General features: G+C 62.9%; 21 protein-coding genes. 12 read left to right on the forward strand and 9 right to left on the reverse strand.

From position 1 onward, the window contains the following. Positions 1 to 8: 8 nt before the first annotated feature. From ACFOGH_RS10370 to ACFOGH_RS10380, 3 genes are read left to right on the forward strand one after another with little or no spacing between them, the layout of a single operon-like run. Positions 9 to 1,010, forward strand: coding sequence for an SIS domain-containing protein (locus ACFOGH_RS10370; RefSeq protein ID WP_380072999.1), 1,002 nt, complete (start codon positions 9 to 11; stop codon positions 1,008 to 1,010). Between the two features lie 10 nt (positions 1,011 to 1,020). After that, complete coding sequence (locus ACFOGH_RS10375) at positions 1,021 to 1,731, forward strand: GntR family transcriptional regulator (protein WP_380073000.1); 711 nt, start codon at positions 1,021 to 1,023, stop codon at positions 1,729 to 1,731. 11 nt (positions 1,732 to 1,742) lie between these two features. Continuing rightward, the gene (locus ACFOGH_RS10380; protein ID WP_380073001.1) at positions 1,743 to 2,681 is read left to right on the forward strand and encodes an ornithine cyclodeaminase; all 939 of its coding nucleotides are present in this window, start codon (positions 1,743 to 1,745) and stop codon (positions 2,679 to 2,681) included. A 6-nt stretch (positions 2,682 to 2,687) separates the two neighbouring features. On the opposite strand, the gene ACFOGH_RS10385 is transcribed toward ACFOGH_RS10380, so the two are convergent. Genes ACFOGH_RS10385 through ACFOGH_RS10395 form a run of 3 tightly spaced genes read right to left on the reverse strand, consistent with a single transcriptional unit; the run spans position 2,688 to position 5,296 of the window. Then, on the reverse strand, positions 2,688 to 3,458 hold the full coding sequence (locus ACFOGH_RS10385; protein WP_380073002.1) for an amino acid ABC transporter ATP-binding protein: 771 nt from the start codon (positions 3,456 to 3,458) through the stop codon (positions 2,688 to 2,690). After that, on the reverse strand, positions 3,455 to 4,384 hold the full coding sequence (locus ACFOGH_RS10390; RefSeq protein ID WP_380073003.1) for an amino acid ABC transporter permease: 930 nt from the start codon (positions 4,382 to 4,384) through the stop codon (positions 3,455 to 3,457). Before ACFOGH_RS10390 ends, ACFOGH_RS10385 begins: the two co-directional genes overlap by 4 nt. 57 nt (positions 4,385 to 4,441) lie before the next feature. Then, a complete protein-coding gene (locus ACFOGH_RS10395; RefSeq protein WP_380073004.1) occupies positions 4,442 to 5,296 on the reverse strand; it encodes an ABC transporter substrate-binding protein in 855 nt (284 codons plus the stop codon). 243 nt (positions 5,297 to 5,539) lie between these two features. Here ACFOGH_RS10395 and ACFOGH_RS10400 point away from each other — a divergent pair, with 243 nt between their 5' ends. After that, the gene (locus ACFOGH_RS10400) at positions 5,540 to 6,634 is read left to right on the forward strand and encodes a LacI family DNA-binding transcriptional regulator (protein ID WP_380073005.1); all 1,095 of its coding nucleotides are present in this window, start codon (positions 5,540 to 5,542) and stop codon (positions 6,632 to 6,634) included. Between the two features lie 195 nt (positions 6,635 to 6,829). Here the strand turns inward: ACFOGH_RS10400 and idi are convergent, their stop codons facing one another. The 6 genes from idi to ACFOGH_RS10430 all read right to left on the reverse strand — a co-directional run bounded on the left by idi (position 6,830) and on the right by ACFOGH_RS10430 (position 13,191). Beyond that, the gene (gene idi / locus ACFOGH_RS10405; RefSeq protein WP_380073006.1) at positions 6,830 to 7,348 is read right to left on the reverse strand and encodes an isopentenyl-diphosphate Delta-isomerase; all 519 of its coding nucleotides are present in this window, start codon (positions 7,346 to 7,348) and stop codon (positions 6,830 to 6,832) included. Further along, positions 7,345 to 8,526 (reverse strand): geranylgeranyl diphosphate reductase, encoded by a 1,182-nt coding sequence (locus tag ACFOGH_RS10410; protein ID WP_380073007.1) that lies wholly within the window; start codon positions 8,524 to 8,526, stop codon positions 7,345 to 7,347. Before ACFOGH_RS10410 ends, idi begins: the two co-directional genes overlap by 4 nt. Before the next feature lies 1 nt (position 8,527). Continuing rightward, positions 8,528 to 9,823 carry a BCD family MFS transporter gene (locus ACFOGH_RS10415; RefSeq protein WP_380073008.1) on the reverse strand — a complete coding sequence of 432 codons (1,296 nt, stop codon included), beginning with the start codon at positions 9,821 to 9,823 and terminating at the stop codon, positions 8,528 to 8,530. Then, complete coding sequence (gene chlG, locus ACFOGH_RS10420) at positions 9,820 to 10,728, reverse strand: chlorophyll synthase ChlG (RefSeq protein WP_380073009.1); 909 nt, start codon at positions 10,726 to 10,728, stop codon at positions 9,820 to 9,822. Before chlG ends, ACFOGH_RS10415 begins: the two co-directional genes overlap by 4 nt. Positions 10,729 to 10,933: 205 nt before the next feature. Next, complete coding sequence (gene ppsR, locus ACFOGH_RS10425; protein ID WP_380073010.1) at positions 10,934 to 12,316, reverse strand: transcriptional regulator PpsR; 1,383 nt, start codon at positions 12,314 to 12,316, stop codon at positions 10,934 to 10,936. A gap of 83 nt (positions 12,317 to 12,399) precedes the next feature. Beyond that, a complete protein-coding gene (locus ACFOGH_RS10430; protein ID WP_380073011.1) occupies positions 12,400 to 13,191 on the reverse strand; it encodes a hypothetical protein in 792 nt (263 codons plus the stop codon). Between the two features lie 320 nt (positions 13,192 to 13,511). Here ACFOGH_RS10430 and bchF point away from each other — a divergent pair, with 320 nt between their 5' ends. The 8 genes from bchF to puhA all read left to right on the forward strand — a co-directional run bounded on the left by bchF (position 13,512) and on the right by puhA (position 24,359). Then, positions 13,512 to 14,000 carry a 2-vinyl bacteriochlorophyllide hydratase gene (bchF, locus tag ACFOGH_RS10435; RefSeq protein ID WP_380073012.1) on the forward strand — a complete coding sequence of 163 codons (489 nt, stop codon included), beginning with the start codon at positions 13,512 to 13,514 and terminating at the stop codon, positions 13,998 to 14,000. Then, complete coding sequence (locus tag ACFOGH_RS10440; RefSeq protein ID WP_380073013.1) at positions 13,997 to 15,289, forward strand: ferredoxin:protochlorophyllide reductase (ATP-dependent) subunit N; 1,293 nt, start codon at positions 13,997 to 13,999, stop codon at positions 15,287 to 15,289. The genes bchF and ACFOGH_RS10440 overlap by 4 nt, the downstream gene beginning before the upstream one ends. Positions 15,290 to 15,362: 73 nt before the next feature. Continuing rightward, positions 15,363 to 16,940, forward strand: coding sequence for a ferredoxin:protochlorophyllide reductase (ATP-dependent) subunit B (bchB, locus tag ACFOGH_RS10445; protein WP_380073014.1), 1,578 nt, complete (start codon positions 15,363 to 15,365; stop codon positions 16,938 to 16,940). Further along, on the forward strand, positions 16,930 to 20,484 hold the full coding sequence (locus ACFOGH_RS10450; protein ID WP_380073015.1) for a magnesium chelatase subunit H: 3,555 nt from the start codon (positions 16,930 to 16,932) through the stop codon (positions 20,482 to 20,484). The genes bchB and ACFOGH_RS10450 overlap by 11 nt, the downstream gene beginning before the upstream one ends. Before the next feature lie 82 nt (positions 20,485 to 20,566). Beyond that, the gene (gene bchL, locus ACFOGH_RS10455; RefSeq protein WP_380073016.1) at positions 20,567 to 21,466 is read left to right on the forward strand and encodes a ferredoxin:protochlorophyllide reductase (ATP-dependent) iron-sulfur ATP-binding protein; all 900 of its coding nucleotides are present in this window, start codon (positions 20,567 to 20,569) and stop codon (positions 21,464 to 21,466) included. After that, on the forward strand, positions 21,466 to 22,131 hold the full coding sequence (gene bchM / locus ACFOGH_RS10460) for a magnesium protoporphyrin IX methyltransferase (RefSeq protein WP_380073017.1): 666 nt from the start codon (positions 21,466 to 21,468) through the stop codon (positions 22,129 to 22,131). Before bchL ends, bchM begins: the two co-directional genes overlap by 1 nt. After that, positions 22,131 to 23,570, forward strand: a complete 1,440-nt coding sequence (locus tag ACFOGH_RS10465) for a PucC family protein (RefSeq protein ID WP_380073989.1) — start codon at positions 22,131 to 22,133, stop codon at positions 23,568 to 23,570. The genes bchM and ACFOGH_RS10465 overlap by 1 nt, the downstream gene beginning before the upstream one ends. Positions 23,571 to 23,585: 15 nt before the next feature. Beyond that, positions 23,586 to 24,359, forward strand: coding sequence for a photosynthetic reaction center subunit H (puhA, locus tag ACFOGH_RS10470; RefSeq protein ID WP_380073018.1), 774 nt, complete (start codon positions 23,586 to 23,588; stop codon positions 24,357 to 24,359). The last annotated feature ends 1 nt before the right edge of the window (position 24,360 follow it).

Consider the following 24,360-nt stretch of genomic DNA (forward strand, 5'->3'; position numbering starts at 1 on the left):
AGATCGCCATGACCCAAGCCACCCCGTTCCATCCTGATGTGGAATCCGCCCTGTCCGCGCTGCGGGCGACCCCGCCTGCGCGGGTCTATTTCGTGGCCTGCGGCGGGTCGCTCTCGATCATGTATCCGGCGAAATTTTTGCTCGATCAGCATGCCGCAATACCCTCGGATCTGTTCAACGGGGCCGAATTCACCGCGCGCGCGCCCAAGGGGTTGGGCAAGGACAGTCTTGTGATCCTGTGTTCGATGACCGGCACCACCAAGGAAACCTTGGCCGCGGCAGAGTTCGCCCGGTCGCGCGGCGCGCGGACAGTGGGGCTTACCACAGAGACAGGCTCACCGCTGGGCAAGGCCTGCGACCACGCTATCGGCTTTGAGGCGCCCTATACAACCGGCGTGCCGATTGATGCGAAAAACAGCAATTACGCGCGGATTTATCAGTTGGTGATGGGCTTGGTGGCCCTGACCGAAGGCACCGATTATTCGCAAGCCCTGATGTCCAGCCTTGCCGCCCTGCAGCCCGCGATTGACCGCGCCCATACCGCTTTCGCGCCGCGCTTTGCCGATTTCGCCCCGCGTTTCGCCAAGCAAGAGGTGATCTATACCGTCGCCAGCGGTGCCAGCTTTGGCGCGGCCTATTCCTTTGCGATCTGTGTGCTGATGGAAATGCAGTGGATCAACAGCCAGGCCATTCACGCCAACGAATTCTTCCACGGCCCGTTCGAAGTCGTCGACAAGGATCGCGCCTTTATCTTGCTGAAAGGCTGCGACAGCACGCGGCCCTTGGAGGACCGCGCCGATACCTTCCTGCACCGCTTTGGCGCGGCGGAAAACATCCTTGTGCTGGATGCCGCCTCGCTGGATCTGACGGGAATTGACCCGATGTTTCAGGGCAATCTTGCGCCGCTGATCTTCTTCGACACTTTGTGGCGTTTCGCCTATCAGGTGGCAGACCTGCGCCAGCATGAAATGCTAGAGGGGCGGCGATACATGAAGAAACTCAGCTATTGACCGAGGCCAGATGACAGATCCCGATGCCCTGATCCCGCTTTACGAACAGGTCCGCCGCCGGATTCTGGCCGAGATTGACAGCGGGCGTCTGTCTGAAGGCAGCTTTCTGCCGCCCGAGCCTGACCTCTGTGCCAGCCACGGCGTCAGCCGGATCACGCTGCGCCGCGCGATAGGCGAGCTGTGCGCCGAGGGGCGGCTGATCCGCCAACAGGGCCGCGGCACCCTCGTCGCCCCGCGCAAGGTGCGGCAAACCCTGGTCTCGCTCTCGGGCTTTTCCGAAACCATCGAGGGGATGGGGCGCAGGTCGGGCCACCGCATCCTGGGCCGCGAGGATCATCCCCCCCTGCAAGGCCCCGCCCTGCGCCTGGGTTCCGGCGCGCCGATCCGCTTTCTGCGGCTTCTCGAGGTCGACGGCCTGCCGATGACGCTGGAAACCCTGTGGTTCGACGCGGCGCGCTTTCCCGGTGTCGTCAGCAAGGTGGCCGCAGGCGGATCGCTGTTCACCGCCCTGCGCGAAACCGCAGGCGTGCTGCCCGCCAGCGCCGAGCGTCAGATCGACGTAGGCTTCGCCAGCCATGACGAGCGCGAAATCTTTGGCATCTCGGCAGCCTTGCCGGTCTACCGCGTCGAGAAAATCACTTTCGACGCCGACAACCGGGTGATCGCGGTGTCGCATCTTGTCACCCCCTGCCATCTGGTCAGCTTCCACATCAAAACCTGAAAGCCCAAACGATGATCCTGCTCGACGCCGCTGCCGTTCACGCCGCCCTTGCCTGGCCAGGTCTGGTCAACGCCCTGCGCGCCGCACATCAAGGCGCGGTGCCAGTGGCGGATGTGGTGGTGCAGGCCGATCCTGCGGGCAGCGGCAATCAGTTTGTCACCTTGCCCGGCTGGCTGCCCGGCGGTCTGATCGCGGTCAAGATGGTGGGGGTGTTTCCCGGCAACCTTGCGCTTGATCCGCCGCAACCCTCGGTTCAGGGGCTGGTTGCGGTGTTTGATGGCCAAACCGGCTCGCCCCGTCTGGTTGCCGATGGTGCCGCGATGACAGCCCGCAAGACCTGCGCCGATTCCGCCCTGGGTGCCGACATCCTTGCGCGGCAAGACGCGCAAACCCTGCTGATCCTCGGGGCAGGGGCCTTGGCCCCGCATATGGCGGCGGCGATGGCGGCAATCCGCCCCGATCTGCGCCGCATCGCGATCTGGAACCGCACCGCAGCGCGCGCCGAACAGGTGGCGCAGACCCTGCGCACGCTGGGGCTTCCCGCGCTGGCAGTCACCGATCTGGACGCCGAAGTGGCGCAGGCCGATATCATCTCTTGCGTCACCATGTCAGACCGCCCACTGGTCAAAGGCGCCTTGTTGAAACCGGGCGCGCATCTTGACCTTGTCGGCGCCTACCTTCCCACCATGCGTGAGGCCGATGATACCGCGCTTGCCCGCGCGCAGCTGTTCACCGATGCGAAATCCAACATGCGTGGCGGCGGCGATCTGGTGCAGGCCGTCGCCGCCGGCGTGATTGGGTGGGATGATGTGCGCGCCGATCTGTTTGATCTGACCCAAGGCACAGCCACAGGCCGCACCTCGCCCGATGCCATCACCCTGTTCAAGAACAACGGCGGCGCACATCTGGATGTGTTCACCGCCGCCGCGCTTTGGCAGGCGGTCGGCTGAACGCGCTTAGCCTTCGACCAACACCCGCGACAGAAACGCCCGCGTGCGGTCGTGGCGCGGAGCCTTCAGTACCTCGGCAGGCGTGCCTTCCTCGACGATCACCCCGCCATCCATAAAGATCAGATGGTCGGCCACATCACGCGCAAAGCCCATCTCATGCGTGACCACGACCATGGTCATGCCCTCTTGTGCAAGCTGGCGCATCGTGGCCAGAACCTCACCCACCAACTCGGGGTCCAAGGCCGAGGTCGGCTCGTCAAACAGCATCAGATCCGGCTTCATCGCAAGCGACCGCGCAATGGCCGTGCGCTGTTGCTGCCCACCCGAAAGCTGCGCCGGATAGTAATGCGCCCGATCTTTCATCCCGACCTTGTCCAGCAGCGCCATCGCCTCGTCCACCGCCTGCGCGCGGGCGATGCCCTTTACCACGATAGGGGCCTCGATCACATTTTCCAGCGCGGTCTTGTGCGGGAACAGATGAAAGCCCTGAAACACCATGCCCATACGCTGCCGCTGGCGGGCGAGTTCGTTAAAGCTCATCTCATGCAAACGCGCGCCTTTCCAGCGCAGGCCCACCGGCTCTCCCATCAGAAACACCGCGCCCCCCGTCGGCTTTTCCAGATGGTTCAGACAGCGCAACAGCGTGCTTTTCCCCGAACCCGAAGGCCCGACGATACAGGTCACATCGCCCCGATTGACCTGCATGTCGATGCCGCGCAAAACCTCATGCGAGCCGAACGCCTTGCGCAGTTGTTCGACCTTCAGCAACGGCATCATGATTGCACCTCGGCAGATTGAGAAGCAGGGCGCGGAAAGAACCGCAGATTCCAGAAACGGGTCTTTTGCCCCGGCGCAGCCTTCAGGCGATGTTCAATCATATGCTCGGCCACGGTCAGCACCGTTGTCAGCACAAGATACCACAGCGTCGCCACGATCAGCAGCGGGATGGTCTGATAGGTGCGGGCATAGATCATCTGCGCCGAATACAGCAGATCGGGCAAAGCCAGCACCGAAACCAGCGAGGTGAATTTCAGCATGGAAATCGTATCATTGCCAATCGGCGGAATGACAATGCGCAGCGCCTGCGGCAACACGATCCGCCGCAGCACCTGCACCCGCGTCATGCCAAGCGTTGCCGCAGCCTCGGTCTGGCCTTGGTTGACGGCCTGAATCCCGGCGCGGATCATCTCGGCCGCATAGGCGCTTTCTGTGAAAGCCAACCCCATGATGGCGGCGGTGAACGGCGTGATCAGATCATTGGTGTTCCACGACACCAGCTTTGGGCCGAACGGAATGCCAATCGAAATCTCGGGCAGCAGCAGCGCCAGATTATACCAGAAGATCATTTGCACCAATGGCGGCACGCCGCGGAAAAACCAGATCCACAGCCAACTGACCCATTGAAAAACCCGCCCCGACGACAGCCGCATGATCGCAAGGCACATGCCAAGCGCCAGCCCCAGCACCATCGCCAGAACCGTCAGCAACAGCGTCATCCCCAGCCCAGCCAGAATCTTGGCGTCAAACATATATTGGGCAACCACCGGCCATTTCATATTGCCGTTGGTCATCAGAATCTGCAGGAACAACAGCCCCAGCGCCACCAGCACGATACCACCAACCCATTGGCCGATATTGCGCGCAGGCACCGGCCGGATGTCGTGGATCGAAGGACGGTCAGAATGCGGATCTGGGCGGGTCATGGGTGTGTTTCCAACGGTTGGCCCGGCCCCTGACGGGACCGGGTCGGCAGAATATGTTCAGAAATCCGGGTTTGCTTCGGTGATCAGCAGCGCCTTGGTCAGCATCCCGCCATCTGCGATGCCCCACTTTTCCATGATTTGCTTGTAGGTGCCATCGTCGATCATCGACTGAATCGCATCCGTCATCACCTGACCCAGCGGATCATCCTTGCGCACGCCGATGTTGCTGTTCACCGGCTCCAGCACCAGCTCGGAAACCTTCATGTCGCCGGTTTGCGCCGCGATATAGGCCAGCTTCACCGAAGCCGCGACCGTGGCCTGCGCCCGACCCGACCGCACCGCCAATTCGGCCTGCGCCTGTGTCGTGTAATCCTGCATGACCACCGGCGCCAACCCACCCGCCACGCAAACCTCTTTGTTCAGCTTTTCCACAAGCTGCGCATCCCAGGCCCCGGTCAACACCGCAACCGTCAGCCCGCAGGCATCTTTCGGCTCTTTGACGGCAAGCGTGCTGTCCTTGGCAAAGCCAAACGCCGTGCCGATCTTGCGCTGCGCGACGAAATCCAGAACCTTCAGCCGCTCTGCCGTCGATCCGAAAGATGAGAAGCCCGCATCAAACCGCTTCGCCTCCAACCCGGGGATGATCGCGTCAAAGCTGGTGGCCTCATAGGTGAATGGCACACCAAGACGGCTTTCCATCTGATGCGCCAGATCAACGCTCCAGCCTTTCAGCGTGCCATCTGCGTCAACATATTCGTCCGGCGCCCAATCATTGAACACCGCCACCTTGATCCCGCTGTCCTTATAGGCCTGCGGCAGCGCGTCATGCAGCGCCGGAATGACCTCAGCCGCCGCCATCGACGCGCCCAGCATCAGGCAAGCCGCCAGCCCCGTGAGTCCAGATTTCAACATCGTCTTCCTCCGTGTCGTAGGGCCATTTCATGGCACCATGTGGTTCACAATATGAGAACGTTCTCGCATCATGAGACAGAATGTCACCGCTTCCGTCAAGTGTCCTGTGCAGGATTTTCAACCTTATGAATTTGCATGAAATAAACCTGCCGTATCCTTGGCAAGGCAAGCATGCTAGCACAGGCGCAGGGCTGCGGCGGCCCATGTGATTCGTCTGCGGACATCATCGAAGTGAGAGGTCAGGTGGCAATCAAACCCAAAGCGACGATCGCGGATGTGGCCCGACTGGCCGGTGTTTCCACGGCAACGGCGGGCCGGGTGTTGGGCGGCTACGGCTATACCAGCGGCTCGAAGAAAGATCAGGTGATGAAGGCGGCGGAAAAGCTGGGCTATCGCCCCAATGCGCTGGCCCGCAGCCTGATCACCGGCAAAACCCGCACCATCGGCGTCGTGGCGGGCGATATCCGCAACCCGTTTTACGCCTTCGTGCTGCGCGGCATCTCGAATGTCGCCGAGAAAGAGGGCTTCGGCCTTCTGATCACCAACAGCGACGAAGATCTGCAGCAAGAGACCCGCGCCGTTGATCTGCTGGTGGAAAAGCAGGTCGATGGCCTGATCGTTTCCCCCTGCGACACCCGCGACGCCGCCCATCTGCGCGCGCTGCATGCCTCTGGCATCCCGCTTGTGCTGATCGACCGCGCGGTCGAGGCGCTAGAGGTTGATCGCGTCGGCACCGCCAACGTTGCTGCCGCCCGTGATGCGGTGCAGCGGTTGATCCAGACCGGGCATCGCCGCATCGGCCTGATTGCCGAACTGGTGGAAGAGGCCGAAGGCGGCGTGGCCAGTTTCATCGCCCGCGCCCAAGCTGGCGAACCCGTTGAAAGCGCTGCACTTTACCCCAGTTGGCAGCGTCTTTTGGGCTATGTTCAGGCGCATCTGGTGGCACGGGTGCCGCTGGACCCCGCACTTGTGCGGCGCGCCGGGGAATACTCCGCCCAGGCCGCCGAACACGCCTGCCTGTCGTTGTTAAGCGCCGAAAATCGCCCAACCGCGCTGTTCACCACCGATGGCACGATGTCCGAAGGTGCCATGGCCGCGATTGCCAAACTGGGGCTGACCATCCCCGGTCAGCTTTCGATGATCGGCTTTGATGATCTGGATTGGATGGCCTTCTTGCCGCCCGGTATCACCACCGTCGCCCAACCCCGCATGGCGATGGGAGAGGCCGCCACCCGCATGCTGCTTGAACAGATCGCCGGTGCCGAAATCCCACCGCGCACCTTGCTGATGCCCGCGCAACTGATCGAAAGAGGCTCGGTTGGCAAACCAGCGGCCTGACCCCGGTTTTCGCAATCGCCGCGGCAATGTCCCGCCCGCCGCTGTGTGGCGTCGCGCGAATTACCGCGGGGGGCGCTGCAAATTCAACACTTTTCGCCCGATCAGCAACCACCTAGCGCAATCTGATAATGAGAATTATGTAATACTTAGCCAAATTCCGCCAGCGCCACAGCCCCATTCGGCAGGTATTCCGGCCTAACTGGCGCTCAGCGCGGCGACCCCGGCATCGAGGTAAATCTTCAGCCACGGCGTAAACTGCGTCGGATTGGCATCGACTTGTGCCACCAGTTGCGCGCGGGGCAGCCATTGGGTCTGCATCACTTCCGCCGGGTTCAACGCCAATGGCAGGCTTTGCGCCGCCTCGGCCACGAAAATATCCACCACCTCATGCTCGGTCAGACCATTACCGACGTCGGCGCGGTATTCGATATGGCCAGCGGGTTGCAGCGCAAGCCCGGTGATCCCCAACTCCTCGCGCAAGCGCCGGGTGGCGCAATCCATCGCATCTTCGCCCCAGCGCGGATGCGTGCAGCAGGTGTTGGTCCACAGCCCCGGCGTGTGATATTTGCCCAAGGCCCGCCGTTGCAGCAGCGTCTTGTCGCCGTCCATCACGAACACCGACACCGCCAGATGCCGCAGCCCGCGTTGATGCACCTCCAGCTTGTCAACCGGGGTCAGCGTGCCGTTAACCCATGCGGGGATCACTTCAGTCATACATATTCCGGGGGGACAAAGCCCAGCAGGTGCCGCACATTCTTGAAACCGATCTTGATATGCGCCAAAGGCCGCGCAGATACCAGTTTCTTGTTCATATAGGCCTCAAACGTCAGCTTTTGCACATCAACATCGTGGCACAGGCTGACAAAACGCTCGCGGCGCTCGTCCGATTTGTAATAGGCGTCCTGCATCGACCGCAGCACTTTGAACACCGTGCCGTGTTCCTTCATGAACAGCTTGCGCGCCAGTTTCAGCTTGGTCGCCCGGCCTGTGGCCAACGTGGCCTGCGCCGCCGTCGCCGCCACCCGGCCGCCCATCATGGCATAGTAAATCCCCTCGCCCGAGGATGGTGCGACCACCCCCGCCGCATCGCCCGCCAGCACCACATCGCGGCCATTGTCCCAACGATCCATCGGACGCAGCGGTATCGGCGCGCCTTCGCGGCGAATGGTTTCGCAGCCCGCAAGCCCCGCCTGCACGCGCAGATCGGCGGTCGCCTGTTTCAGGTCAATACCATCAATCCCGGTCCCCATGCCGACCGAGACCTGATCACCATGCGGAAACACCCAGCCGTAGAAATCGGGGCTGATCTTGCCGTCATAAATCACATCGCAGCGCCCCGGATCATAAGAATTGCTCGCAGCCGGAGCCTTGATAATCTCATGATACGCAATGACATAGGGGATCTTATCCCCCCCCGGCACTTCGGTTTTGGCAACGTTTGACCGCGCCCCATCCGCGCCGATCACCAACCGCGTGGCCAGCCGCATCTCGGCCCCCGTCGCCTTGTCGCGGTAAACCACATGCGTGCCATCCGCGTCCCGCTCCAGCCGCAGATAGGTGCCGGTCAGCCGCGTGGCGCCATTCTCTACCGCCCGCAGCCGCAGAAACTCGTCAAAATGCTCGCGGTCGACCATGCCGACAAAGCCGTTCTCAATCGGAATATCCACCGCGCGCTGCGTGGGCGAGATCATCCGTGCCGTCTGGATATGCGCCACCAACTGATCCGCCGGGATCGAGAAATCCGCGATCAACCGCGGCGGAATCGCCCCGCCACAAGGCTTGATCCGCCCCGCCCTGTCGAGAAAGGCCACATCGCAGCCCGCCCGCGCCAGATCATTCGCCGCCGTCGCCCCCGAAGGCCCGCCGCCGATCACGATGACATCATAGGCCATGCTATTCTCCTGCAACCATATGGCCCAAACCGGGCTGCCGCTGTGTGTCGATGATCCGCGCCGCCATCCAGCAGGCCGCCGCGAACAGCGCCGCCTCGGCTGCAAACACCAGCCCAAACGCGCTGGCCGTATCGGTGAACTGCCGCGCCAGATCGACCGCCCCCGCCCCGATCAGCCCGCCAAACCCGGCGGCAATCGCCTGCGAAGCGCCCCAAAGCCCCATCCGCGTGCCTTCCCGCGCGCCGCGCCCCTCGCCCGCCAGCGCCATCATCGACCCAATCGCCGCCACCGCGAACACGCCGTTGAAGAGGCCAAGCGCCATGGTGGCAGGCAGAATAACCGCCCCACCCCCCGCCATCTGCCCCGCCAGCGCCAGCACCACCAGCGCCAGCCCCGACCCCGCACAGCCCAGCATCACCCAAGCCCGCAAGGAGCCGATCCGCAAGCCCGTCGCCGCAATCCCCACCGTCAGCATCCCGATGAACACGCCGCCATTCTGCGCGCCCGAAAGCTGCGTCGACTGGCCCGGCGTGAACCCAAACGCCAGCCCGGCATAAGGCTCCAGGATCAATTCCTGCATGAAATAGGCGGTCATCGACAGAAAGATGAACAGCGTGAAATGCCGCGCCCGCGGCTCGGCCCAGATCTCGGCAATGCCCTCGCGGAACGCCTGCCGCGCTTCGGGCATCGCCACGCCGCCATGCCGCGCCTCAATCCCCCAGATCGCCGCCACCGTCACCGCCACCGCGATCACGCCCACAGCACCCACCAGTTCCAACAGCCGCGCGGGCGTGTAAGGGTCCAGCAGCTTGCCCACCACCGTCGCCGTCACCGCAATCCCGAAAATCATCATCAGCCAGGTGATCGTCGCCGCCGCCGCCCTGCGCCGCGGATGCGTCGCCTGCGCCAACAGCGCCAGCAGCGAGGTGCCAGACGCCCCCACCCCCACGCCAATCAGGCCGTAAGCCAGCACCGAAATCGCCAGCCCCGGCCAATAGGCCCCCACCATCACCACAAACCCAAGCGCCGCCAGAAACCCGCCCAAGGCCAGCGCCAGCATCCCCAGCACGATAAACCGCGTGCGATTGCCACCAGAATCCGACCGAAACCCCCAGTTCGGTCGCGTGATCTGCACGCCGTAATGCAGCGCCACCAACAGCCCCGGCAGCAGCGCGGGCAGCGCCGCCTCAACCACCATCAACCGATTGAGCGTCGATGTCGTCAGCACCACAATCGCGCCCAGACACAGCTGCACCAACCCCAGCCGCACGATGGAAAACCACGACAGATGCGTCATTGTGCAACCTCCAACGTGCGGATGGCAAAAGCGGTGATCATCATGCCGCTGACATACATCGCGATGCCCGTGGCGTTATACCAAGGCGCCTTCCCCTTGGGGTCAGCCAATAGCGTTTTCATCGCCCACACTTGGGCGCAAAGCAGCGCCAGCACCGCCAGCGCGTGCCACGGCCTGCCCCAGATGAACAGAAGTGCCACCACCAAAGCCTGCGCCAAGCCCATCACCGTGCAGGCCACCCGCGCCGCCACCTCTGGCCCCAGCGTCACCGGCAAAGACCGCACGCCATGCTGACGATCCCCCTCCAGTGCCTTGAAATCATTCAATGTCATAATGCCATGCGCGCCAAACGCATAAAGCAGCGCCATGGTGACAACCGGGAAACTTGGCAAACCCTGCGACAGCACAGCCGCCCCGGTGAACCACGGCAGCCCCTCATAGCACAGGCCCACCAGCCCCGGCCCCCACCAGCCCGACCGCTTCAGCCGCACCGGCTCCGCCGAATAGGCCCAGGCCGCCAGCACGCCCACCACCGTCGCGGCAAACCCCCACGGCCCCAGCAGCCAGCCCAAGGCCAGCGACAGCACCGACATCGCCAGCGCAATCCACAACCCCCACCGCCCCGGAATCCGCCCCGACGGGATCGGGCGATGCGGCTCGTTCACCGCATCCACATGCCGGTCGCACCAGTCATTAGCCGCCTGAGACATGCCGCACACCACCGGCCCGGCCAACACCACGCCCAAAATCACCAACGGCCACGACGACCACGGCGACACGCCCGCCGAGATGATGCCGCACAGATAGGCCCACATCGGTGGAAACCAGGTAATGGGCTTGATCAGCTCCAAAACGGCTTTGGGCTGCGGATGGGTGGGGCTATGTACGTTATCTGATACACTCATGTGTCAACTAAACATGACAACCGCGAGTCGATCAAGCGCAAAGTCTTTGCAGGCCTCTGGCCGCCCGCCTGCTTCGGGTTTTCAGCAGGAAAAAGGCGCAAACCACAACATATTGTGGAAATGCACCCTAAATCTGCATGAAAGCACAAGTCATTCCCAGATGGGAAAGCGCGCAACCCGGCCAGACAGGCGCAATCAGCCCCGGCTATTCGTCGTCTTTGCTCAGCAAGCCGAACTTGCGCAGCTTGACATACAGGGATTGCCGCGACAGCCCCAGCATCTCGGCAGCGGCGACACGGTTGTTGCGGGTCAGGTCCACCGCGGTCTGAATGCACATCTTTTCGACCACATCGGTGGTCTCGCTGACGATGTCTTTCAGCGTCGAAGACCCCACCAACTCCATCACCGAACGCATGCCATCCTCGCCCGCCGTCGAACCTGGCTTGCGCAGCATTTCGGCGCGGCTGGCATCACGGATGATCAGGCCAAAGCCGGAATGTGGCCGGTCACTCAGGAAGGTGGCCGAAATCTCGACCGCAATTTCGCCCTTGAACTCGCTCAAAATCCGCGTGGCATACATCCGCAACTGCCGCGCCCGCCGCGCATTATCCAGCAGCACCCGCAGATCAACGCCACCCCGCGCCAGAAAATCGCCCATCGACCGCCCGCGCACGCTGGCCAGATGCGTGCTGTCGGCCATCTTCAGAAACGCGTCATTGGCGGCGGTGATAACCCCGTCCTGATCCAGAAACACCATGCCATCCACGCCCTCGTGGAACAGCCGCTCAAGGTTCTCATTGGCTTCACTGCCGGGCGCAGTGGCCTGATCGGGCGCTTCAATGCGGCACAGCATCAGACGCTCACCCGCCGCGCGAAACAGCTTGGGGATCACCCGAACCTTGCGCTGCGACCGCCGCGCCACCAGCTCTACCGGGCTGACCGCATCGGCCGAGGCGATGTTGGACAGGCTCTCCAGAAACTCGCCACGCCTGCGCCCTTCAAATTCCTGCGCAATGGCCGCGCCCACCAGATCCTGCCGCGACCCGCCCAGCATCAACGCCGCCGCCGCGTTCAGATCCGAAATCCGGCCCGAATTCATCGCGACCAACACCACCGCATCGCGCGTGGCCTCCATCAGCACGCGATAGCGCGTGTCCATCTCACGCTGGGTTTCGTAATCGCGTTCCAGCGCAAACTGGGCCATCACCAGTTGCTGCTGCATCTCGGCCACCGGGCGCATGTCCCGCCCCATCATCAGGATGGTCTTGTCCTTGCCGATGTTGTGCATCGAATAACGCACGGGAAACTCCCACAGCGATTGGTCAATGTGATTGACCTCAACCGCCAGCGCGCGCGACCCCTGCTTGCTGATCACCGCCAGCCGCTTGACCAGCTTTTCATAACTTTCATCGGTAACGATTTCCGAAACCGGCTTGCCCACCCAACTGTCCAGCCGGCCAAAGGCCAAATGGCCCGGATTGACCATAACAGCGACGACGCGTGCTTCACCCGAAATCAACAAGGAAATGTCCGCAGCGGTCGAGACGATCTCAGAGAGCATCTCTGGATCAATCAGCGGCATCGTCATGCCCGTCAGAAAGTGTTTCGTGTCAGTATTCACAGCGTTTCGCCATTTTTGCCGCCCACCCGTCCGACCGGGACCACGGTATGTTAAGCGCGCTTCAGCGCGCAAAAGGCGTCGAACTTAAGGCCCATGACCTCCAGCGCAGCACCAATGTCATTCGAGGAAAAATCAGCCCCAGTGCATGTAGCCGGATCCTCCACTCTTGACATAACGGCCCCACCGACAACCGTCGGGATCGGACTGCTCATGATGGTCTTCAAAAAATGCACCGTCTTTGTGACGGATTCGAGCTTTTCTTTGGTGGCAACCGAAATCATCACCCCATCGAAGTGCCGCGTCGCCAACAAACTTCGCAACTCTTCGAAACTTGGCGCAATTCTGAGGCACACCGAAACCCCATACCGCCGCAATTGCCCCGTTGCCACCATCGGCCCCAGAGTGTGCTGCTCGCGGTCCGGCACGATCATCATCACCGTGCCTTGCCCCGCATCGCCCGCCTGATCCGCCACCCAAGCCGTGCCGATCTCGCGCAGCAGGCTTTGCATCCGGCCAACCCCTACGGTCACATCGACCCATGACAACTCGTCGTCCAGCCAAGATTGCCCCATCCTGCGCGCCGCAATCGGGATATAGATATCCGACAGCGCCGCAAGACTGATCCGCGACCGCTTCACTTCCGTCAGCAGCCCCGAAAACGCGGCTTTGGTGCCCGACAACGACGCCGCAATCAACCCGGCAATCAACTGCTCGCGCGGCTCGGCCGCCGTTTTCACGTTGCGGTCGGCCAGCAATGACACCACCTGAGACGCAAAGTAGCTGACGCCGGAATTGTCCGCAGCCAAGGTGCGCACCTGATTGAGAGGCTGAAACTCTGCCATTGCCCCGGCTCCCCAAACGGGCACCCGCAAAATCGCAACCTGAGTATGCCAGCACGATCGGGGTCATCCTTGGCCTTAACTCTCCAATAGGTCCAACATTTTGTCAAAGAAAATTGACACCTTAGAGAGTAGTCATGCAGTGCCACTTTTACAAGCATATGTTTCTACATAATAATAACGTGAAATTGCTGCGGCAAACCGCGTGGTTTTGGCTGCAAACCCGCAACGTGTGTCAACCTGAATAGTGTAAGTTTCAATTGACACATTCAGAATCCGGGGGCTAGGATCGGCGTTAGGATGCGTCGTTTGAAAGCCAACCCATGCCCGCGAGTCGCCCAAAAACATCGCAGCGCCAACCGCTTTACACAGCGGCAGAACGCGCACGGCGCGATGCGACGAAGTGGACTTTGGTGCAAGGCATCCTGGCCCCTGTGCAGTTTCTGGCCTTTGCAGTCTCGCTGATTCTGGTGCTGCGCTTCATGCTGACGGGCGATGGCTACACCGCTGCCACGCTGTCGATTCTGGTGAAAACCGCACTGCTTTTCCTGATCATGGTCACGGGCGCGATTTGGGAGAAGGTTGTGTTTGGGCAATACCTGCTCGCCCCGGCTTTCTTCTGGGAGGACGTGTTCAGCTTTGCGGTCATCGCGCTACATTCTGCTTATATTATAGCACTTTGGACCGGAGCGCTGTCGCCGATGGGGCTGATGGCCTTGGCGCTTGCGGCTTATCTGACCTATGCGATCAACGCCGGGCAATTCATTCGCAAGTTGCGTCTGGCGCGGCTGGATCAGGCGGTGCGGGCATGACCGGCACGCTTCCCAGCCTTGGGTGCAGCAACACGCCAGTGCTGAAAGAGCGCGGCCAGCGCGAGGTGTTCTGCGGGCTGACCGGCATCATCTGGCTGCACCGCAAGATGCAGGATGCATTCTTCCTCGTGGTGGGTTCGCGCACCTGCGCGCACCTGCTGCAATCGGCGGCGGGCGTGATGATCTTTGCCGAGCCGCGCTTTGGCACGGCGATTCTGGAAGAGAAAGATCTGGCCGGTCTGGTGGATGCGCAAACCGAGCTTGACCGTGAGGTTGCCCGGCTGTTGTCACGCCGACCTGACATTCGGCAGCTGTTTCTGGTGGGGTCTTGCCCGTCGGAAGTGATCAAGCTGGACCTGCATCGCGCCGCCGAACGGATGAGTGCCGCCCACGCCCCGCACGTCCGGGTGCTGAACTATTCGGGCTCGGGAATCGAGACCACTTTCACCCAAGGCGAGGATGCCTGTCTGGCGTCGATGGTCCCCGCGCTGGCGCAGACCGAGGCGCGCGAATTGCTGCTGGTTGGCGCATTGCCGGATGTGGTGGAAGATCAGGCGCTGGCGCTGTTGGCCGCCATGGGCATCACTAATGTGCGCTGCCTGCCCGCACGCCGCAGCGCCGATGCGCCGCAGATTGGGCCGAACACGGTGTTCGCGCTTGTGCAGCCGTTCTTGGGCGACACCCATGCGGCGCTGCTGCGCCGCGGTGCCCGCCATATCGCCGCCCCCTTCCCGTTTGGGGCCGAGGGCACCAGCCTATGGCTGCAAGCCATCGCCACCGAATTTGGTGTCGCGCAAGACCTGTTCGATGCCGTCACCGCCGCCCCGCGCGCCCGTGCCGAAAAGGCCATCGCCGCAGCCCGCCAAACCCTTGAGGCCAAGTCGATTTTCTTCTTCCCCGACAGCCAGCTTGAAATCCCCCTCGCCCGCTTCCTGACCCGCGAATGTGGCATGACGGCGATAGAGGTCGGCACCCCCTTCCTGCACCGCGATCTGCTGGCCCCGGAACTCGCCCTGCTCGCCGAAGGCCCGGTGATCTCGGAAGGTCAGGATGTCGACAAGCAACTGACCCGCGCCCGCGCCGCTCGCGCTGATCTGACCGTCTGCGGCCTTGGGCTGGCCAACCCGCTGGAGGCCGAAGGCATGGCCACCAAATGGGCCATCGAACTGGTCTTCACCCCAGTGCATTTCTACGAACAGGCCGGCGATCTGGCCGCCCTTTTCGCCAAGCCGTTGCGCCGCCGCAGCCTGCTGGCCCCGCTCGCCCCCCGGATGGAGGCCGCCGAATGACCAGCCTCTTCATCTTGGCTCAAATACTCTCTGGGGGTCCGGGGGGCGAAGCGCCCCCGGCTTGGGTGGCCGCATGAAACTCACCCTGTGGACATATGAAGGCCCGCCGCATGTTGGCGCGATGCGTGTGGCCACCGGCATGAAGGGCCTGCACTACGTTCTGCACGCGCCGCAAGGCGACACCTATGCCGACCTCCTGTTCACCATGATCGAACGCCGCGACCATCGCCCGCCCGTCACCTACACCACCTTTCAAGCCCGCGATCTGGGCGGCGACACGGCCACCTTGTTCAAGACCGCCTGCCAAGATGCCGTTGCACGCTTCGCCCCCGAGGCACTGATCGTCGGCGCCTCCTGCACCGCCGAACTGATTCAGGATGACCCCGCCGGTCTGGCCGAAAGCATGGATCTGGGTATCCCGGTGATCCCGCTGGAACTGCCCAGCTATCAGCGCAAGGAAGGTTTCGGCACCGATGAGACGTTCTTGCAGATCGTCCGCCATCTGGCCAAACCCACCGGGCGCACAGCGCACATCACCGCCAACCTGATTGGCCCCACCGCACTGGGTTTCCGTCACCGTGACGACATCGTGGAAATCACCCGCCTGCTGGCCGACATGGGCATCGCGGTCAACGTCTGCGCCCCGATGGGTGCCCGCCCCGCCGATATCGCGCGCATGGGGGCTGCGCATTTCAACGTGCTGATGTATCCCGAACACGCCGAATCCGCCGCGCGTTGGCTTGAGACGAACTTCAAGCAGCCCTACACCAAATCCGTGCCAATCGGCGTCGGGGCCACGCATGATTTCCTGGCCGAAGTGGCGCAGATCACCGGCCTGCCCGTGGCTTCCGACACCTCCCGCCTGCGCCTGCCGTGGTGGACCCGCAGCGTTGATAGCACCTACCTGACCGGCAAACGCGTGTTCATCTTTGGCGACGGCACCCATGTCGCCGCCGCAGCCCGCATCGCCCGCGATGAGATGGGGTTCGAGGTCGCAGGCCTTGGCTGCTTCAACCGAGAAATGGCCCGCCCCATCCGCGCCTTGGCCAAGGATTACGGCGTCGAGGCGCTGATCACCGATGATTACCTTGAGGTCGAGGCCGCCATCGCCGCCCTGCACCCCGAGATGATCCTGGGCACCCAGATGGAGCGTCACATCGGCAAACGTCTGGGCATCCCATGCGCCGTGATCTCGGCTCCCGTTCATGTGCAAGATTTCCCGGCGCGCTACTCCCCGCAGATGGGCTGGGAAGGCGCGAATGTGATCTTTGACACCTGGGTGCATCCTTTGGTGATGGGTCTGGAAGAACATCTGCTGCACATGTTCCGCGATGATTTCGAATTCCACGACGAGGCCGGCGCATCCCACCATGGCGGCCAGCACATCGCCCGCCCAGTTGGCGCTGAAGCCGCCCCTGCGGCTGCGATCGACGCGGGCTCGATGCCCGCCGAGATCGCTCCCCCGCCGCAAGATGCCCCGACCGGCTCCAACGTGATCTGGCTGTCGGATGCCGAAAACGAACTGCGCAAGATCCCGTTCTTCGTGCGCGGCAAGGCCCGCCGCAACACCGAGAAATTCGCCCAAGGTAAAGGCCTCACCAGCATCAGCGTCGAAACCCTGTATGAGGCCAAAGCCCATTATGCGCGCTGACACCCCCCTCAGCGGCACACGGATCAGCTACAACATCGTTGTGGTCACGCTGGATCAGCACGCCGCAGGCCCCGCCGCACGCATCGCCCCGCGGCTCGCCCGTGATTTTCCCGGCCTGACCATCACCATCCACGCCGCCGCCGAATGGGCCGAAAACCCCGCAGCCCTGCTGCGCTGCAAGGCCGATCTGCAAACCGCCGACATCATCATCGCCAACCTGATCTTCATCGAAGAGCACATCACCGCCATCCTGCCCGCGCTGACCGAAGCCCGCGCGCGCGTCGATGCCTTCATCGGCGTGATTGCAGATGCCCAAATCGTCAAGCTGACGAAAATGGGCGATCTGGATATGTCCAAGCCCGCCTCGGCGGCAATGGCTTTGCTGAAAAAGCTGAAACCCAGCGCCAAAACCTCTGCCAACAGCGGCGAAAAGCAGATGTCGATGCTGCGCCGCATCCCGAAAATCCTGCGCTGGATTCCGGGCAAGGCACAGGACATGCGCGCGTGGTTCCTGTCGATGCAATACTGGCTGGGCGGGTCTGACGACAATATCGAACAGATGGTGCGCTTTCTGATTGGCCGCTACTCCACGCGCAAGGATTGGCGTGGTGCGGCCAGCAAAGCCCCGGTCGATTACCCCGATGTCGGCCTCTATCACCCACGCCTTGCAGGCCGCATCACCACCGATCTGGCCGACCTGCCGCGCCCCGCCAACACCACCGCCACCGTTGGCCTCTTGATGCTGCGCTCTTACGTGCTGGCCTCCGATACCGCCCATTACGATGCCGTGATCGCCGCGTTTGAGGCGAAGGGCATCGCCTGCATCCCCGCCTTTGCCGGGGGCCTCGATGGCCGCCCCGCCATCAACGCCTATTTCAGCGGCATTGACGCGATGGTTTCCTTGACCGGGTTCTCCCTTGTCGGCGGCCCAGCCTACAACGACAGCCCGGCCGCCGTCGCCGCGCTGACCGCGCTGGACGTGCCCTACATTGCCGCACACCCGCTGGAGTTTCAAACCCTTGGCCAATGGGCCAGCGCGGGCCAGGGCCTTGGCCCGATTGAAACCACCATGCTGATCGCGCTGCCCGAGATTGACGGCGCCACCAACCCGACGGTGTTTGCAGGCCGTCACGGCCTGAACGGCTGTCAAGGCTGCGCCCATATGTGCACGGGTGCAACCGACAGCCGCGCAATGTCTGCCTGCCCCGAGCGCATCACCGCGCTGGCCGAGAAAACCCTGCGCCTCGCCAAACTGCATCAGGCCAAAAACGCCGACAAGAAAGTGGGCATCGTCCTTTTCGGCTTCCCGCCGAACGCAGGCGCTGCTGGCACCGCCGCCTATCTCTCGGTGTTTGAAAGCCTGCACAACACCCTGACCGCGATGAAAGCCGCAGGCTACACGCTGAACGTGCCCGCCACCGTTGACGACCTGCGCGAAGCCGTGCTTGGCGGCAATGCAGCACTCTACGGCCAGCCCGCCAATGTCGCGGCCTTTGTCGATGCCGACACCATCGTGCGCAACACCACCCATCTGGCCGAAGTCGAATCCGTCTGGGGCCCCGCCCCCGGCCGCGTGCAATCCGATGGCCGCCGCGTGTTCGTGCTGGGCCAGCAGTTCGGCAATGTCTTTGTCGGCCTGCAACCCACCTTCGGCTATGAAGGCGACCCGATGCGCTTGCTGTTTGAACGCGGCTTTGCCCCCACCCATGCCTTCGTGCAGTTCTACCTGTGGCTGCGCAACTCATTTGCAGCCGACGCTTTGCTGCATTTCGGCATGCACGGCGCGTTGGAATTCATGCCCGGCAAACAAGCCGGCCTTGGCGGCAAAGACTGGCCCGACCGCCTGATTGGCGAGGTGCCGAACATCTACCTCTACGCCGCCAACAACCCGTCCGAAGCCACCCTCGCCAAGCGCCGCAGCAATGCCGTCACCATCACCCACCTGACCCCGCCGCTGGCACAAGCTGGCCTTTACAAAGGCTTGGTCGATCTGAAAGACAGCCTGACCCGCTGGCGCAGTCTGACCCCAACCGCCCCCGAACGCGCCGATCTGGAAGCCCTGATCACCGAACAAGCCGCCGTCGTCGATATGGCAGGCCACGCCCCCGCCGCCCTGTGGCTGAAACTGCTAGAGGCCGAGGCCGCCCTTATCCCCGATGGCCTGCACGTTCTGGGCCGCCCGATGAGTGCCGCCGCCCGTGCCGATTACCTGAACCTGCTGCCGCCGATGGACGCGCCCGAGCGCGCCCGCATCGACGCGCAACTGCAACAAGATACCGAAATTCCCGGCATCCTACGCGCGTTGTCGGCCCGTTTTATCGCCCCGGTTCCGGGCGGCGATCTGATCCGCAGCCCCCAGATCCTGCCGACGGGCCGCAACATCCACGCCTTCGATCCGTTCCGTATGCCCACCGAATTTGCCCTGCGCGATGGCGCGGCGCAGGCAGATCGCCTGCTGGCCGCCCACCCCACCCTGCCGCGTTCTATCGCGCTGGTGCTGTGGGGCAGCGACAATATCAAATCCGACGGCGGCCCGGTCGGCCAGGCCCTCGCCCTGATGGGCGCGCGCCCAAGGTTTGACAGCTATGGCCGCCTGTGTGGTGCCGATCTGATCCCGCTCGCGCAACTTGGCCGCCCGCGCATCGACGTGCTGATGACCCTGTCCGGCATCTTCCGAGACCTGCTGCCGCTGCAAACCAAAATGCTCGCCGAAGCCGCCTACAAAGCCGCCACGGCGGATGAGCCGCTATCCCAAAACTTCATCCGCGCCCATGCGCTGGCCTATGCCGAACAGATGGGCGTCGATATGGAAGTGGCCTCGCTGCGGGTGTTTTCCAACGCCGAGGGCGCTTACGGATCGAACGTCAACCAGTTGGTCGACAGCTCTGCCTTCGGGCAGGAAGATGAATTGGCCGACGCTTACGAGGCCCGCAAAAGCTTTGCCTATGGCCGCGACGGCAAGGCGGTGAAAAACGCCGCCATGCTGCAAAAGGCGCTGAAAAACGTCGAACTCGCCTATCAGAACCTTGAATCGGTGGAACTGGGCGTCACGAGTGTGGATCACTACTTTGACACACTAGGCGGCATCGCCCGCGCGGTGAAGCGCCAGCGTGGCAGCGATACGCCGGTTTACATCAGCGACCAGACCCGCGGCACCGGCAAGATCCGCACCCTGCGCGACCAGATCGCGCTTGAATCCCGGTCGCGTCAGTTGAACCCGAAATTCTACGAAGGCCTGCTGAAACACGGCGCTGAAGGTGTACGCCAGATTGAATCCTACGTCACCAACACCATGGGGTGGTCGGCGACCGCCGAAGCGGTGGAGCCTTGGGTTTATCAGCGCCTGTCGGAAACCTTCGTGCTGGATGAAGCGATGCGCAAACGCATGGCGGCGCTGAACCCGGTGGCGTCGGCCCGGATGGCAAACCGCCTGATCGAAGCATCCGAGCGCAGCTACTGGACGCCCGATGCCGCCACTTTGGCCGCGCTGCAAGGCGCTGCCGATGAACTTGAAGACCGCCTTGAAGGGATTGCAGCAGAATGAGCCTGATCCTGAAAAGCCTGCGCTGTCCTGTCGTCGGAGCCTCCGGCGGGGATATTTTCACCAAGATGAAAGGGGCGACATCATGAGCCTTGATAACGTTCCAAATCTGCGCGGCCTTGACGGCGACGGCTCGGTGCAGGTGCATCAGGATGCCGACACCAAGATCGAAGGCGCAAAGGTGTTTTCGGTTTACGGCAAGGGCGGGATCGGCAAATCCACCACCTCGAGCAACCTGTCGGCGGCGTTTTCGATGATGGGCAAGCGGGTGTTGCAGATCGGCTGCGACCCCAAGCATGACAGCACCTTCACCCTGACCGGGCGGCTGCAAGCCACCGTCATCGACATCCTGAAAGACGTCGATTTCCACGCCGAAGAACTGCGCCCCGAAGATTACGTCGCCACCGGCTTTAACGGCGTGAAATGTGTCGAGGCCGGCGGCCCGCCCGCTGGCACCGGCTGCGGCGGCTATGTGGTGGGCCAGACCGTGAAGCTGCTGAAGCAGCATCACCTGCTGGAAGACACCGATGTGGTGATTTTTGACGTGCTGGGCGATGTGGTCTGCGGCGGTTTTGCCGCCCCTTTGCAGCACGCCGACCGCGCCGTGATCGTCACCGCCAATGATTTTGACAGCATCTACGCGATGAACCGCATCATCGCCGCCGTGCAGGCCAAATCGGGCAACTACAAGGTGCGGCTGGCAGGCTGCGTCGCCAACCGCTCACGCGAGACGAACGAGGTGGACCGCTACTGCGACCGCGTCGGCTTTAATCGCATCGCCCATATGCCCGACATTGATGCCATCCGCCGCAGCCGTCTGAAGAAAAAGACCCTGTTCGAGATGGACGACTCGGAAGACATCGTGATGGCCCGCGCCGAATACATGCGGCTGGCCGACAAGCTGTGGCGCTCGGTGCAGGAACCCGGATCGACCCCCGCGCCGCTGCCGGATCGTGAGATTTTTGAGTTGCTGGGGTTCGATTGATGGCCAATTACGACACCACCCTCACCCGCGTGGAAGACTACTTTGATCGCTCGGCGACCAAAGTGTGGGAGCGTCTGACCTCGGACGCCCCCGTCTCCCGCATCCGCCAGACCGTGCGCGAAGGCCGTGACAAGATGCGCGCGCTGATGCTGTCCCGCCTGCCCGCCGATCTGCGTGGCGCGCGGGTGCTGGATGCAGGCTGTGGTGCCGGGCAGATGACGGCGGAGTTGGCCGCGCGCGGGGCCGATGTGATGGCGGTGGATATCTCGCCCGCCCTGGTCGATATCGCGCTGGCCCGCCTGCCCGCAGAACATGCGCCCCGCGTCAGCTTTGCCTCTGGCGACATGACCGCCGACCATGGCCGCTTTGATTATGTCATCGCGATGGACAGCCTGATTTACTACGGCACCCAAGACATCACCGCCGCCTTGGAGCGCCTGGGCAGCCGCACCGAACGCGCCGTGGTGTTCACCGTCGCCCCGAAAACCGCGTTTCTGATGACGTTCTGGAGCATGGGCAAACTGTTTCCCCGCGCCGATCGCAGCCCGGTCATGGTGCCGCACGCCTATCCCACCCTGAACCGCGCCACCAAGGGCCGCGTCACCAAAATCGACCGCGTCTCGCGCGGGTTCTACATCTCGGAATGTCTGGAGTATCGGCCGTGATTTTCTTCAAATCAAAGCATGTACAACAGCTTGGCGCGCGGTGGATGCCGTTCGCCGATGCCGCGTCCGAAGGGCTGACCCTGCCGCAACTGCTGCGGCTGGGGCTGTTTCAGGTCTCGGTCGGCATGGCGGCGGTGTTGCTTTTGGGCACGCTGAACCGCGTGATGATTGTCGAGCTTGGCGTGCCTGCGTCCATCGTGGCGCTGATGATCGCGCTGCCGGTGGTTTCGGCCCCGTTCCGCGCTCTGTTGGGCCATAAATCCGACACCCACAAAAGCTGGATCGGCTGGAAGCGCGTGCCTTACCTGTGGTTCGGCAGCCTGTGGCAAATGGGTGGCCTTGCGATCATGCCGTTTGCGCTGATCGTGTTGTCGGGTGATCAGGTGCATGGGCCGGAATGGGCGGGCAAGGTCTTGGCGGGCATCGCGTTTCTGATGACCGGCGTGGGCATGCACATGACGCAGACCGCCGGTCTGGCGCTGGCATCCGACCGCGCCAGCCCTGAAACCCGCCCGCGCGTGGTGGCGCTGCTTTATGTGATGTTCCTGCTGGGCATGGCGGTTTCTGCCGTGGTTCTGGGGCTTTTGCTGCGCAACTTCGATGAAATCCGCCTGATCCGCGTCGTGCAAGGCTGCGGCGTGGCCACGATGGTGCTGAACCTGATCGCGCTGTGGAAACAGGAAAAAGTCCGCCCGATGAACGCCGAGGAAATGGCGCAGACCCGGCCGATCTTTCACGAAGGCTGGCGCGATCTGATGGCAGGCGGTCATGCGGGGCGGCTGCTGTTGGTGGTGATGCTGGGCACGATGGCGTTTCAAATGCAGGATGTGCTGCTGGAACCCTACGGCGCTGAAATTCTTGGGCTTTCGGTGGGCTCCACCACTTGGCTGACCGCTTGTAACGCCATGGGCGCGCTGGTGGGCTTTGTGCTGGCGGGCCGCTGGATGTCAAACGGGCAGGACATGTTCCGCATGTCGGCGCGCGGGCTTCTGGTGGGAGTCGTGGCCTTCCTGATGGTGATCTTCGCAGCCCCGCTGCATTCCGCCGCGCTGTTCTACATCGGCGCGTGGAGCATTGGTCTGGGCGCGGGCCTGTTTGCCGTGGCCACGCTGACTGCCGCAATGTCGCTGCCCGAACAGGGCATGGCGGGGCGCGGGCTGGTGCTGGGCGCGTGGGGGGCTGCACAAGCCACCGCCGCGGGCCTGTCCATCGCCGTGGGTGGCGGTTTGCGCGACTCTGTCGGCGCTTACGCCCTTCAGGGCGGTTTCGGCCCGGTATTTGCCGCCCCCGCCTTTGGCTACTCTGTTGTTTACATGATCGAAATCGTCGTTCTGTTCGTCACCCTGATCGCCCTTGCCCCCTTGGTGCGGGTCGCTCTTTTCACCGCACAATCCAAAGCCGACACCGCCCGCATGGGTCTTGTCGATTTCCCCAACTAATCCGGAGGACACCCCATGCTGGGCACAACTTTCTTTGGCAACTTTGACCTTGCTTCGCTGGCCATCTGGCTGTTCTGGGTCTTTTTCGCGCTGCTGGTCTATTACCTGCAAACCGAAAACATGCGCGAGGGCTACCCGCTCGAGTTGGAAAACGGCGCACCTGCCCCGAACCAAGGCCCCTTCCCGCTGCCAAAGGCCAAAACCTTCATCCTGCCGCATGGTCGCGGCGAAGTGACAGTGCCAAACGGCGCGCGCGAAGCCCGCGAAGTCGCCTTGGGCCGCACCGCCGCCTCCGAAGGTTTCCCGCACGCGCCCTTGGGCAATCCGATGGCCGATGGCGTCGGCCCCGCATCCTGGGCGCCGCGCCGCGACGTGCCGGAACTGGACGGCCACGGCCACAACAAGATCGTGCCAATGGCACAGGCCCCGGCCTTTGCAGTCGCCGCAGGCCGTGATCCGCGCGGCTTGCCGGTGCAGGCCAACGATAACGAAGTGGTGGGCCGCATCACCGACATGTGGGTCGACGCCCCCGAGCAACTGGTGCGCTATCTCGAGATCAACCTGAACTCGGGCCATCGCTGCCTTGTACCGATGCCGATGGTGAAAATCTGGAAAGACCGGGTGCGGATCAACTCGCTTTCGTCTGATCTGTTCGATGGCGTGCCGGGCACCAAATCTTTGACCGAAGTCACCCTGCTGGAAGAAGAAAAGATCAGCGCCTATTACGCCGGCGGCACGATGTATGCGGCTGACAAGCGCAAGGGTGGCTCTTTGGCGTGGAAGCCATGAG

Source organism: Cypionkella sinensis (assembly GCF_042646385.1).
Taxonomy (GTDB): Bacteria; Pseudomonadota; Alphaproteobacteria; order Rhodobacterales; family Rhodobacteraceae; genus Cypionkella; species Cypionkella sinensis.